Raw genomic sequence first — 14,157 nt, 5'->3', positions numbered from 1 at the left:
ACCCATCCTTTATAATCAATAAAATTGGATGGGTGTTTTGTAACGCATTACTTATTCTATTCTTACTGGGTATTAAGGTATCTAAAATGATACCTTATTTTTTCAATTGTCATTTAAAGTCTATTGACTGTATATATCTTTCTCTATATTCTTTAACAACATTTCCAACCTATCCCTAGTAACTTGATTAAAATGTGGATTTAATTCCTTTATTATGAATTCAAGTAACTCATAGCTTATGTATTCACCCAATTCCAGTGAATATTGTTCAGCTAAAAAGGACTTTAATTTTTTAGAGATATTAATCTTATCCTTTTTACTAATCTTTATCTCCATTCGATAACAAACCCCTCTTAGATTAATCTTAAAAGCTAATTAAAATAACTTTTTATTACTTATGAAAATATGTTCTTTACTACCTTATTGTATATACAACAAGGCATTCTTTTCATATCATAACATTCAATTGCCTGAGAACTGGTCACTGTTACATATCATTTTTATTTTTGAAGTATCTCTGTTTTATATATTACACAGCACAATATATAAAACAAAGCCCAAATACAGAATTTTTAACTTTATCAACTTTTTTAGGAATTCCAAATAAAATTAATTTTTTCATATTATAAAAATTCTTTCTACAAATTTTTCATACTTTCTACCTTTTTGGCACTTTCATTACCGTAAGTTGCAATTTTCCTCATTTTTAAAATAATACAACCTAGACTCAATGCAAAAAGAGAAAATATCCCAAAAGTAACAGTTATAGTATTTAATGATAGACTCCAGCTAATTAGGAATGATACTAGCGCCCCCCCTAAACTGGCCGATGCAATAAATAAACTAGTCACTTCATCAATATTATTTTCCATAATACGGGAAGCTAAGATTAATGTTATTGGAAAAACACCCGCTATGACTAAACCAATAATGAAGATGATAAACAAATACATACCTGTACCTTGAACAAAGGGGAATAGAAATAATAGAATCACTAATGTAAAGCAACTAGATGTAATGTATGTCCAATAATTAAATTTATGAGCTAACTTACCTACAAGTATTCTTCCTATAACTATGGCTAACCAAAAACAAGATATACTTACTGAACTGATTAATTCATTATTGGTAAGAATCATTATAGTAGATAAAAAATTTGCAAGATTGGTTTCTATGCCTGCATATAAGAATGCAAAAAGTGAAATAAATACTATAACTTTAATCTTTTCACTTTTAAATTTAAGATTGAATGAGGAAAGGGATGCTCCTCCCTTTTCATTTTTTTGAGGAGAAAAATTTAGAAATTTTGTACGTCCAAGCATGTACCAAACAAATAGTGTAAAAATAAAGAATAGTAATATCCCATAAAGAATAAAATACCACTCATAAAATTTTGTAATATAATTAACTAGTAACGGAAACCCTAGCGCCCCAACCCCAAACCATACTTCGAGAATACTAAATTTAGCAGCACTATTCCTTTCTGTTGAAATAATAAAGGAACCCATAGTAGTTTCTAACAAACCTGCTCCATAGCCTAATACAAAACAAATAACGGCTAAATATGCCCATTCTTTAATATATATAAAACCTCCTAGAACGATGGACATTACTAAAACACCGAATGTTATTGTTTTAAAATAATGATACTTTCTTACTAGTATGGGTGAACTTAGAACACCAAATAAAAAACCTGTAAATTGAAAAAATATTAAAACACCTAATTGATCAGGGGTTCTTCCATAATATTGTATTAATGAAGGAATTAAACTACCGATGCAAACATGTATTATTCCTACAATAAAATAAAACAAGCAACCATAATAAAACATTAACCGCATCTTTTCTCAACTCCAATCCAAAATAAAAACAGGGATTTAAGTAAAAGTTCTAAACCCCTGTTTTTACCATAAAACTAAATAGTTGCTACAGATCGTTCTTTATTACTACTGCTTTTATCAAAAAACATATCCAATATAATTTGTGAACGAAATCCATCTTCAAATGTTGCTACAGACTTATTAGGACCACCTTCCGCAGCCTTAGCCCATTCTATAATTTCACTTCTAAACGAATCAGACCATTCAAAAATCTCATTTTCTGGATCGACTAGTAAAGGTAACGGTAACGGAATTTCATGTTTTTCCAATCCATCAAAAAGTATATATTTATTTGGCTCTTTAGAAGAATACTTATATTCTTTCTTCGTACCTATTACCTCTATACTAAAACCACAATCATCAAGAAATGAACTTTTAGATGTTGTAATATTAACAAAAACCTTATTTTTCAATTGGCCATAAACCTCAGCATAGTCATCAACAAAAACTGGTTTACTTTCTTTTTCCTTAACATTTGTTTTAATTTTAGTTCGAACAGTATCCTCTCTAAAATCACTCTCAAATAAAAACCATAGTAAATCTATTAGATGAATTCCCAAATCTCCCAAGGCTCCACTAGTTCTATTACTTTGAAAATCATCTCGCCAAGTAAACGAAGTTCTCCTAAAAGCGCTATTCTTTTTAAAATGCAATCTTACCACTACTATTTCCCCTAATTCTTCATTTTGAATTAATTGTTTTAAAGCCTTAACATAAGATAGGTAGCGATAGTTAAACCCCATTGAAGCGACTAAATTAGTATTTTTTGCTATTGTCATCATGTATTTTGCTTCTTCACAAGAAATTGCCATAGGCTTTTCACATAACACATGTTTGTTTTTTAATAACGCTTGAACTGCTTGAGATTTATGACAAAAATTCGGGGAAGATATTATTACCCCATCAACTACTTCTAGTAACTCTTCATAGCTATTAAAAACCTTCCCACCAAAATCCCCTACCAATTTATCGGCATTCTCAGAATTAACATCATACACTCCAACTAATTTACAATTATCAATAGTTGATAATGCTCTAGAATGAGCTCTTGCAATACTTCCTGCACCTATAATCCCAATATTCATTATATGAACATCCCCTTTTAATTAATAATGTGCTTTAGAGTATTTAAAATTCCAATCGAGTATTCACCTTGAGCTAACATTGAGTGTGTTTTTTTGGCCTCTTCTGTTGCATTTTCTACTAAATAGCCATGCCTTACAGCTTGTAGCATCCTTAAATCATTCCCACTATCTCCAAAAGCAATTGCATTTGTTTTATCTAGTTCGTACTTGTCTAAAATAAATTTCACTATCTCATCTTTACCTGTTCCAAGTGGAATAAAATCTACATCATAGCAATTTTCTGGATCACCAGCTAATGGATTACATTTGTTAATATTAACTCCAACTTGGAATATCTCTCCGATTTCTTCTATCTTTTCTAAATTCTTTGCATCAATAAATTCATTTTGCTCTTCATAATAAAAATTAAATTTGTACTTAGAACTTCCTAATTGTGTCTGAGGTCTTAAAAAAATTTCATATTTCATTTCTAGCAATTTAAGAATTCTTTCAATCTTCGAAGAATCAAAACCACCCTCTATAATTCTCTCTTCCCAAATTTGATCATCTATAGTAGTCCCATTACTATCAAAGTACGTTATTTCTGTACCTAATCCACTCGCCACAAAATGAGGGAAATACTGAATACCACCCTTTTTCATTTTTTCAACAATTGATTCTAAACTACTTCCCGTTACCCAACCAATTGCTAAATCCCCTTTACTTCCTTGTTCATACAAATACTTTTCTAACAATTTCATATTGCTTCTTTTAGAATCATCCATGTTATGAGGATAATAAGTTTCATCAAAATCACAGAACACTACATACTTAGGCTTTTTAACTTGTGGTAATCTTTCAAAATTTAAAGACTGTAAAACTTCATTACTTATTGACATTGAATAATCCCTCCAGAACGAAATTTTGCTCTTCTAACATCATATTTGGATGTAAAGGTAAATGTAATATTTCTTTATGAACTTGCTCTGTATTGAACATATTGTTTTGCAAATCATTTTCCTTTATCCACTTAGTATTTTGTTTATGAGATAATATCGGATAATAAATATCTGTTTCAATGTTATACAATTGGTACAATTTATTTTTCAACTCGTCTCTTCTTCCATTTTCAACTCTAATCGGAAAAAGGTGCCAGACATTATCTTCTGTCATTGTAGGTAGCTTAATTAGTTCTCTATCCTCTAATTCTTTTAAATCACGTATATATCGTTGAGCTAAATACGCCCTTTTTAAATTGTTATATGATAAGTGCTTAATTCTTTCCAAACCAATAGCTGCTTGCAAATTATCAATTTTAGAATTGAATCCAAAGTCTAATACCTTTTTATTTTTTTTATCAATTTCAAATCCATGATAACTATATTGATTGCAACGAATGGCAAGAGTTTCATTATCAGTAATTATTGCTCCTGCCTTACCACATACACCAAAATTCTTATATGGATTAAAACTAAGGACAATAATATCTCCATATTCTCCAAGATTTGAAGAACCAATAGCTTGACATGCATCTTCAATAACTCTTAATTGATATATATCAGCAATTTCACGAATTTTTTTCATTTCACATTGTTTACCATACAAATGTACAGGTAAAATGCATTTAGTTTTTGGGGTTATAGCTTCTTCTATTTTAGATGGATCAATACAATAACTCTTCTGATCTATATCTACAAATATAGGTTTTGCTCCGACTGCTAACACGGCATTTTCAGTAGCCGCAAAACTATTAGCTGGCATAATTACTTCATCTCCAGGCTGAATACCAATAGATAACAATGACACCATAAGGGCATCTGTACCACTGCTTGTTGCAATTACAAACTTTTTATTTAAATAACTTCCGATTACTTCTTCTAGCTTTTTTGAAAATGGTCCACTTGTAAATTGACCTGTTGGTAAAACATCTTTTAAAACTCCAATAATTTTTTCAACCTCATCTTGAGAAATCAACCGATTAACTGGCATAAATTCTATTTTCTGTATATTTTTTCTGCTATAATTGAAAATATCTTTTTCTATATCAATATCTATTTTCAATTTGTTTTCCCTAAATAATTTCTCTTTCATCTTGTGATTCGGCAATATATTACTAATTTCAAATTCTTTTTCTTTTGTTTCCCCCTGTAGGCACTTTAATAAAGCTAAATTGTCTTTACTATGTCCAGAAATTGTAGTAAGAGTTTTCACGTTAAATCACCTCTAAGAAATTATTTTGAAAATCATGAGTAGACTATATTTTATGTTATCGATTACATGTCAACATATTTTTTACGGAGGGTTTCTCTATGGTAACAATTAATGAAATAGCTAAATTATGTAATGTATCAAATGCTACGGTTTCAAGAGTTCTAAATAATCATCCTTATGTAAATTCAGAAAAACGTGAGAAAATAATAAAAGTAATGCAAGAATTCAACTATACTCCTAGTGCTATTGCTAGGAATCTTAGGATAAATAAGACACAAACCATTGCTCTATCAATTCCAAATATAGATCATCCTTTTTTCGGGAAATTAGCTAGAGAAATTTCTAAAGAATTATTAAAACACAATTACAAATTGCTAATTTATCAGACTTTTTATGAGAAAAAAATAGAGCTTGAATTACTTTCATTACTAAAGAATAAAGCTGTAGATGGTGTAATTCTCGCATCCCTAGAAAATAGTTGGGAAAATATAGAGCATTATTTAGCATATGGGCCCATAATACTTTGTAATGAGTATGAGGAAAATGCACCTATTCCGATAATTTGTTACGATGAATTTGAAGCTGGATACAAAGCTGTTAAACATTTAATAAGCAAAGGTCATAAAAAAATTGGCTTTTGTTTTGACTCTCTTAATAGTCAAGCACAATTAAAACGCCAACAAGGTTATCTGCATGCCTTAAAAGAAAAACAATTACCATTCAATAAAAATTGGCTATTTGGAGATGCAATTACTATTAATGATGGATTTAAAATTTTTGAGAAGCTAGATAAATTAAAAGATAAACCTACTGCATTATTTACTGGAAATGATCAAGTTGCTGCTGGAGTCATTAAAGGAGCTACTATTAAAGGGTATTCTATTCCAACTGACTTAGCTGTTTGTGGTTATGATAATCAATTAATTTGTACAGTTACAACCCCAACAATTAGTACTATTGATATTCCAATTGTTGAACTGAGTAAACGTACCGTTAACGAGATACTACTATATATAAATACAGATGAATCTATTAAACGTAAAATTATTGAATATCCTACTAACTTAATTATTCGTGAATCTACATAATTAAAATAAAAGTTTCTGCTTTAATTTATCTAATATATAAAAAGAGGACGTAAATAATAATGCGTTCTCTTTTTATATTAAGCTAAAACAATCCATTAAAATGCTTTTCACGAAGTCAAATATATAAAGTTATTAAGAAAGATAAGTACTAACATTTTAACTGTTACAATAGGTGACACCACATAATTCATACCCATGAAAAGCATTACATATCACTCCATATTCAGTAACAAATTTCATTTTATGATGATATTTAGATATTAACATTGAGAGGATTTAGATGATGAAGAAATTAGTATTAGTAGTTGGTTTATCGATTGTAATGTTAGCAGCTTGCGGTGAAAAAGAAATGGTTCAACAGGAGCAGTCAAAAACACAACAAACAACGGTGAAAACAGAACAACCAAAAGATGAGCAGACACGAATGACGAAAAGTATTGAACGTAGAACCAAGGAGATTATAGAATATTTCGGTGGTACTGTAACAGCGGTTGAATTAAATAAAGAAAATAACTTGTATGTCTTATATGTTTTCGTTGACAAAACAGCATTGTCAAATGCTGACGAAGGCTTACGGAAAAATTTCGGCTACAGAACGAGAACAAAGTTAAAAGACGCCGTTGCGCAGAGTGGCTTGCAAGAATACGACAAAACAACCATAAGATACTTCACATCAGATGGTAAAACAGAAATCGAATTTGAATAAGCACTTCTACGTGAGTGCTTATTATTTTTACCTGTTATTTCAAGGTTTAGAAGACTATTTCGAACCTTTGACATTTAACCCCGGTTCGGAAAATTAGTACGCTCTTTTCTCTTTTCTTTCAATACATCATAACTTTGATTCTTTCTCATTATTTTGAACTACCCCCTCTTTCACTTCATTTAGAAGTGAGAGAATCCTAAGAAAAGAATTCTTTCAAACTCTAATTGATTAGGCTATTCCCGTATCCCTTGCAATTAGAATCCCTATTGCTCCATTCTTTAAAATAAAAAATTGTGAAATTTTATAGCATTATGTAAGACATTTGATATCAAATATATTACATTCACTATAGAATTAGTTTATTTATAGGATTTCTATATATAAACAAGGTACTAAATTGACTCTTAAGAAGTCATTACCATTATATTTGTCTAAAAATTGAAAAAATATGTGTAGATAGATATCATCTAAAATACATATATAATTTTAATTCTCTGACATAATTCTTAAACCAGTTTTTTGTGCATTATGAAATAAAATATTACACAATGTCAGTCTTTAAAAGATTATATATCAAAACTTTAAGAGAGGAAGATAAACTATGAAGATGAAAAGAAAAATCATGATGACAACAGCACTTGCAGCTACGTTAGCTACAGGTGCACTACCTTCTACATCAGTATTTGCTGCAGAAAAAGAGGCTCCTATCCAACAAAAAGAGGCACAAATGAGTATTCAACCATTAGCACAAAATAATTTAGAAACAGCTGTTAATGCTGCCTTAAATGGTCCAGAAGTCAAAAAAATAAAAGTATTTGAGCATGAATTTAATGTAAAAGAAATAGAAGTAGTAAATCTAGGTGGAGGAAAAAAATATGTTAAGGGACAAATTTCTCATCATTTAAGTTTCCGTCCAGATGATCAATTTTATTATGAGTTCACTGTGCAAGATGGAAAAGTAGTAGATAAGCCTGTATTTAATATTGATAGAGGTGGTTGGACACCATTTGCTGCTCCACTTTTATCAATTCTTGCTGCGTATAATGGAATTCCAGTTAATCCAAATGATTTAAATACACTTGGGCAGCAGATTGGTAAAGTTATAGATGGAAGCTGGGAACATGCAGCCCAATCTATCGCAACTGTAGTTAGTCTAAGTTTTAATGAATAGTATGTTTTAATTTTTATTAGCATTGTAGGGACCACTTTTCCTGAATAGCCTTGTTATAAGAAATTCCTGAAACAGCTATAAATAGATTTTTACCGCTCACTCACATTATCTTAATTTGTTAACCACCTTATCATTCATAATATGTCACAAAATAGAAGTCTTTTTAAGGCTTCTGTTTTGTTTGTATACAATACAGCAAAAAGCTTATTTTTCACCTTTTTATGCTACTATTCTTTAAGAATCCGTTTGGCTATTAGATACAATTCATTACAGTAAATTTATAATATCTCAAGTTAGCTCACTACCCCTTTTTCAATTACAAAAATTCATTACATTAGGAATAGAAAACAATAAATATAGTCAAAAACCATCTTATTATAGCTATTATGTAAAGGTCAGGAGAGATAAAATGAACAAAATAAAAAATTTCTTTAAAGTTAGCATCCTCACTTGTTTTACACTAGCAAGTTTAGGTACACCATCAACTATTTTAGCTGATAGTCATCCAGGTTATTCCTATGAACCCAATCTAGGTTATCAAAATCCATCGTGGATGTCAGAAGTAGCAGATTCAACAAAATTAAGTGAAATATCTATTCCAGGAACTCATGGCACAATGGCTTTACATGGCGCAAGTTTTCTTGATGAAAATTTGACAAGAAATCAAACTATGAGTTTACCCCAACAATTAAATTCTGGAATTCGATATGTAGATATGCGCGTTAAACGTGTAAAAGATTCTTTTGCAATGTACCATGGCATTGTAAATCAAAAAGCAGTGTTTGAAGATGTATTAAAAGATGCAATTCAATTTTTAAAAGATTATCCGACTGAAACAATTTTAATGCGCTTAAAAGAAGAAACTACACCTGAAAGTGGATCTCCATCATTTGAGGAAATATTTTTAAAATATAAAAACGTTAATGCTTCATATTTTTGGGATCCTAATTCCGTACCAGCTATAGACAGAAACAACCCTACTTTAGGCGATATCCGAGGTAAAATTGTAGTCTTACAAAACTTTGCATCCTCTCAATTATACGGTATTGATTACGATAGTTTGAATATACAAGATAAATTTGAAATTGGAAGCGGACCAGACGAAATATATGAAAAATGGAATGCGATAAAAACTCATCTACAAAGTGCAAATACTAACTTTAATAATGGAAAAATATATCTTAACCATTTTAGTGGTACGGGTGGTGCAGCCGCATTTTTAAATAATGTATATCCTTGGTTTGTTGCAAGCGGAAAAGAGAATAGAAATACTGATAGTAGCCCTAAGTTGATTCAAACGAATTACACTAATGCGTGGAGTGATTTCCCCCGCGATAGAAATGGGCAAGTATATTATGGTGGGATGAATACACTTGGGACCGAACTCTTACAACAAGGTAGAGTTAGACATTCTGGTATTATCGCAGCTGATTTTCCTGGGCCAGGTTTAATTGATAGTATCATTAAATTAAATGGTGTACATTCGAATGAAAAAGAGATATTAATTTCGCAAATCCCATCCGAATCTAGTCCTTTATCTGGACAACAAAATCGTTCTAGTCAAAACTTTAAAATTGATAATTTACCTGTAGGAACTAAAGAATTAAAATGGTTTATTGAGCCTTCAGAGAAAGATCATCCTTCTACTATCTCTTTCAATGTAATGATTGATGTTTCCTTAGGTACCGATTCTATTCGTTGGAAAAATATTTCACATGGATCTAGGACTGAGGCTTACTCAAATACTAAATATTATATCGCAAGTCCAATTGGTGCCACTAGCAAATTCACTGTGAAAATATACGCTATTACAAATTAGAAAATAAAAGAATCCCATTGGAGTTCCTTTTTAATGGAATACCATTAGGATTCTTTTCTGATTTCATTTCGTAAACATTAGGATGGTGATTAAATTTATTAACATATCATTTAAACCATTCAGGGATTTATATTTGGAACGACCCTTTACTTCAAAGAAAAACCCAAAAATGTTAACTATATTTTCCCACTTATCATTTATTCAAAACTGGCTTCCAAAGCGATAGGGCAAAAATCCAATTTGTGTCACCATTGCCTTGATAATCTTGAACTGCTTCATACACTTTTCCCTCATGTACTACTCTATCACCTTTTGTATATGCTTTTCTTGCATCCCATTTTTCATATGTGGGATCCTCTAACTTTGTTGTTACATTCAAAATATCACTTCTACTAGATTCATTTCCAGCTAAATCAACCGCCGTCACTACATATTTATACGATGTATTAGCCTTCAATTCTTTATCCATAAAGGATGTGTTATCCGTTGTACCAATTTTATTCATAACTCCAGCGCTTTCTCTATATACAATATAATGGTCTACGCCTACATTATCTTCAGACGGACTCCACATCAAGTCAACAGTTGTTGCTGTTGTACTCATACTATGTAATCCTTTCGGTTGAGTCGGAGCTTCTATATCTGGGATTTCATTTGTTGTCTTAACCTTTAGTTCTTCACTTTCTTTTGATATGTTTCCAGCAGAGTCTAACGCCTTTATTGTATAGGTATATTCCGTATTTGCTTTTAGTTTTTTATCAATAAATGTTGTACCTGGTACCGTATCAATTACTTCCCCATTGCGTAACACTTGATATTCCTTTACACCTATATTATCCGTAGAAGCCTTCCATGTTAGTGCAACACTATTGGCAGAAACTTTAGACGCATTTAATCCAGTTGGTTGACTTGGAGCTACTGTATCGGGAGTTTCATTATTTACTAGATTTACATCAATTACATTATAAAACGCGTTTGAAGTATCTGCTACATCCCATACAGCTAAAATAACATGATAACCATTTCGATCAGTTGGTACGTTAATTGTATGTGTTAAATTATTTGATGCGGCAGAACCATCATGTTTCACAGTTCCAATTGGTTCTAATTCAGCACGTGTTAATGGTTTATTAGGATCCCATCCCTTTTTTGTAATGTAATAATGCCATTTACTTGTAGGATGTGCAGCTGTATATTTCCATGTAAATGTATTTGCTCCACCCTTAATCGTATTTTTGAACCAGCGATTTGATGTTTGTTGGTCAAGAATCCCTCCAAACAGTCCTCCTGCCGAAGCGATTTTCCCATCAATCGGTCCACCATCTGGGAATCCTTTAGGCGCTTCTAAGCTTTGAGGTTCGTACATTATATTTCCACAATTTAAATTTAATGCTCCATAATTCTGACTACATAAAGCAGCACGACTGCTTGGCTTTTCAACAAATCCATGTGCATACGCACTTTGAGGTATCATTGTAATAGCCGTCACCCCTGCAGCTAAAATACAGGCACCAATTCCTTTTTTACTTTTTCTTAATCCTTCAAATTTAGATGTTAATTTCAAATTCATTCTTGTCCCCCCAATATATTATTGTTATCGCTAATATAATAGCAATATAGAGATAAACGAACAAATTGCTATTAAATATACTAATATCTCTCATACATTGATACATTTATTATTATTTTTAATCTTATATATCAATAAAATAAATACAATAACTCTATTTTGTAACATTATGTATTAATAGAGGAATAAAATCCTTACATTATTTCACAAAAAATTCAAATATTAATTTAAAGAATTATATTTACCCTCATGCTAAAAAAATACGTTTTTAAAGTAAAAAAAGTCTGGAAGAAACTAATTAAATCAGTCTCTTCCAGACTTCACATTTCTGCTATATAACATACAAACAAGTCATTTCCAAGGTTAAATTCACACATATTTTCTAAACCCTAAAAACACAATAAAATCATTAAGATATCCAACTTAACTTTATGTACTTTGGAATAGTCATCTTCTATCCTTTGAATCCTTACTGTAAACAAATCATCTAGAGATTGATAATATAAAGTAAGAAAAAGAGAATTAAAAATCCAATTCCCCCATAACATTCTATCAATTTATTGTATTATTTTTACCTAATAAGGTACAGGAACAAACAAAAAACTTCAGTGTGCTTGAAATTCCAATAAATATAAACGTTTTTAGGGTGAAACGTTTAAAGGGTACTTTACTGAATTTTTATTAAATGCTCCTGTACCTAGTATCTAAATTAACTCATGTCAAAATATTTTACAATACAAGTGTTGAACGTTACATATATCTATATTTAATGGTACATTTCATCAACATACCTCCCCTAATCTTTATCCTAAATATAGAAAGTTAAGCTCGTTAGGATTTAATTTTGGAATTCTCATCATAACAAATGAATAGATTAGGCACATAACTGTCACAAATTAATAGTTTATCTATTTTTTCAACCATGAAAAATTTATTGCCACTTCAATATTTACTCTAAAACTAAAACATATCTATAGCCACAACTACTTAATAATCTTTTAAAAGAGTCGATAGTTTTATATTTTTTATTTTTTTATTGTACATTTGTACATTTGATGTTAGGATTATGCCTATTAAAATTGAATCCTAACGATTCTTTTTTATAACTTTTATATTTTTATTATCAAATAAAAATATAGATTCTAAAACAAGATCAAAATCAGAACAAAAATGTCGTTATTTGATAATGATGTCATGAAACACCTTTAGAATGGAATGGAATGATATATGCAACAACGTGTTAAGGGGTTACAGGGGGAACAAAAATGAGAGATTTTTTTGATGATAAGTATAAAAATATTGAATTAAAAAGGAGGTTAATCAATTTAATAAGTGAAATTAGCGAATTCAAAGGAAAATTAGCTGCTTATCAGGAACAAAACCCTGACATATTTAATAGTTTAGAAAAAACTATACCACTACATTACATAAAAAATTTCACTACTATTTATGAGGATATAAAAGTTCCTAATAAAAGATTAAAAGAACTTATTTTAGATGATATAGTACCTCAAAACATTTCGGAAGATGCTATTTTTTGTTATTATCAAACACTTTCTTTTGTACATAAAAACTCCTGTACTTTATCAATTAATCCAGCAACTATACAGGAATTACATTTTCAACTAATACATTACCTTACCTCTGACAGTGCCAAATGGCGTGAAAAATCTTTTATTATTCCAGGTATTCCTGAGCATGGAATGCACTTGAATAGTTACCGCATTCTTCCACATGAACTCATTCCACAGTTTATGGAGCAATTATGTGATCAATACAACTCATTAAATACTAGTAAGGGGCTACATTCGCTTTTATTAATAGCTCGTTTTATATTAAATTTTTATTGCATAGTCCCTTTCAATCAAGGTAATGGCAGGCTAGCATTTATGTTAATGCAGTTGCTGCTAATTAAGAGTGGACATACATTTGTAAAATATGTATGTTTGGATAAGTATATTAAGAAAAATGAATCTGAATATTACAATTCGATTTATAAATCTTCGGTAAATTGGTACTGCGAGGAACACAATAGTAGCTTTTGGTTAAAAACGTTTTTAACTATTATATTAGAGGCTTACAAAGATCTGCATAACACTGTTCTAGATTCTATATGTAAACATACTAAAGTTGAGAGAATTCAGGATTTTATACTTAAACAAAAACAACCCTTTACTAAGGAAAGTATTCGTAACACATATCCAGACATTGCAGAGAGTACAATTAGTAAGGCTTTAAATTCCTTGCAATTATTTGGGCATATTAAGCTAGTTACAAAAGGAAGAAACGCAAAGTGGACTAAAGTTTGACCTTACTTTTAAAACTCTTACGGTTCAAAAATTCAATTATAACGTTATCAATGGTTTTCATGACTTTGGGCTCAAATTCATGGAATTTCATTTTAATTTTAGGCTATTATTACTTTAGTTATATCTAATTCCTACAAAACATCTTATAGGAAAAGGGTACGTTTTCCACCACCCTTTCCTATAAAAATATTAGATATTAACGTAGAAAAATTGTCGAAAAAAGTCTCATTTTAATATTTTTTCTTTATTTTCTGGTTGTAAACGTTTTAATTTCATGTTACCATCTTAATCAAACAATAGAGGGTAATAAAAATAAAAGTAATTCTTTCCCTTAGAAAC

The 14,157-nt window shown here is 30.3% G+C and carries 11 protein-coding genes; 5 read left to right on the top strand and 6 right to left on the bottom strand.

What is annotated here, in order from left to right; translation table 11 throughout:
• Nucleotides 1-120: 120 nt before the first annotated feature.
• The 5 genes from ACQVV1_RS08970 to ACQVV1_RS08950 all read right to left on the bottom strand — a co-directional run bounded on the left by ACQVV1_RS08970 (nucleotide 121) and on the right by ACQVV1_RS08950 (nucleotide 5,155).
• On the bottom strand, nucleotides 121-336 hold the full coding sequence (locus tag ACQVV1_RS08970) for a DUF2164 family protein (protein ID WP_063222316.1): 216 nt from the start codon (nucleotides 334-336) through the stop codon (nucleotides 121-123).
• A gap of 302 nt (nucleotides 337-638) precedes the next feature.
• The gene (locus ACQVV1_RS08965; RefSeq protein ID WP_242254423.1) at nucleotides 639-1,841 is read right to left on the bottom strand and encodes an MFS transporter; all 1,203 of its coding nucleotides are present in this window, start codon (nucleotides 1,839-1,841) and stop codon (nucleotides 639-641) included.
• A gap of 74 nt (nucleotides 1,842-1,915) precedes the next feature.
• Complete coding sequence (locus tag ACQVV1_RS08960; protein WP_431168776.1) at nucleotides 1,916-2,965, bottom strand: Gfo/Idh/MocA family protein; 1,050 nt, start codon at nucleotides 2,963-2,965, stop codon at nucleotides 1,916-1,918.
• Nucleotides 2,966-2,982: 17 nt separating this feature from the next.
• A complete protein-coding gene (locus ACQVV1_RS08955; protein ID WP_431168775.1) occupies nucleotides 2,983-3,843 on the bottom strand; it encodes an HAD-IIB family hydrolase in 861 nt (286 codons plus the stop codon).
• A complete protein-coding gene (locus tag ACQVV1_RS08950; protein WP_431168774.1) occupies nucleotides 3,830-5,155 on the bottom strand; it encodes a DegT/DnrJ/EryC1/StrS aminotransferase family protein in 1,326 nt (441 codons plus the stop codon). The genes ACQVV1_RS08955 and ACQVV1_RS08950 overlap by 14 nt, the downstream gene beginning before the upstream one ends.
• A 98-nt stretch (nucleotides 5,156-5,253) precedes the next feature.
• Between ACQVV1_RS08950 and ACQVV1_RS08945 the strand changes: the two genes are divergently transcribed.
• The 4 genes from ACQVV1_RS08945 (at nucleotide 5,254) to ACQVV1_RS08930 (ending at nucleotide 9,939) form a co-directional block, all read left to right on the top strand.
• Nucleotides 5,254-6,243 (top strand): LacI family DNA-binding transcriptional regulator, encoded by a 990-nt coding sequence (locus ACQVV1_RS08945; protein WP_000256373.1) that lies wholly within the window; start codon nucleotides 5,254-5,256, stop codon nucleotides 6,241-6,243.
• 280 nt (nucleotides 6,244-6,523) lie between these two features.
• Nucleotides 6,524-6,949 (top strand): hypothetical protein, encoded by a 426-nt coding sequence (locus ACQVV1_RS08940; protein ID WP_252209161.1) that lies wholly within the window; start codon nucleotides 6,524-6,526, stop codon nucleotides 6,947-6,949.
• Nucleotides 6,950-7,550: 601 nt separating this feature from the next.
• Nucleotides 7,551-8,120 carry a methyltransferase gene (locus ACQVV1_RS08935; protein WP_242254442.1) on the top strand — a complete coding sequence of 190 codons (570 nt, stop codon included), beginning with the start codon at nucleotides 7,551-7,553 and terminating at the stop codon, nucleotides 8,118-8,120.
• Nucleotides 8,121-8,529: 409 nt separating this feature from the next.
• Nucleotides 8,530-9,939, top strand: coding sequence for a phosphatidylinositol-specific phospholipase C (locus ACQVV1_RS08930; protein WP_431168773.1), 1,410 nt, complete (start codon nucleotides 8,530-8,532; stop codon nucleotides 9,937-9,939).
• Between the two features lie 193 nt (nucleotides 9,940-10,132).
• Here ACQVV1_RS08930 and ACQVV1_RS08925 read toward each other — a convergent pair whose 3' ends face one another.
• Nucleotides 10,133-11,509, bottom strand: coding sequence for a lytic polysaccharide monooxygenase (locus tag ACQVV1_RS08925; RefSeq protein WP_242254445.1), 1,377 nt, complete (start codon nucleotides 11,507-11,509; stop codon nucleotides 10,133-10,135).
• Between the two features lie 1,265 nt (nucleotides 11,510-12,774).
• Here ACQVV1_RS08925 and ACQVV1_RS08920 point away from each other — a divergent pair.
• Entirely contained in the window at nucleotides 12,775-13,818 is a 1,044-nt protein-coding gene (locus tag ACQVV1_RS08920; protein ID WP_242254448.1) for a Fic family protein, read from the top strand.
• The last annotated feature ends 339 nt before the right edge of the window (nucleotides 13,819-14,157 follow it).

The organism is Bacillus basilensis (genome assembly GCF_050630465.1).
In the GTDB taxonomy this organism is placed as follows: Bacteria; Bacillota; Bacilli; order Bacillales; family Bacillaceae_G; genus Bacillus_A; species Bacillus_A basilensis.
Note: the sequence above shows the minus strand (reverse complement) of the source record. Positions and strands in the feature narration are given on the sequence as shown.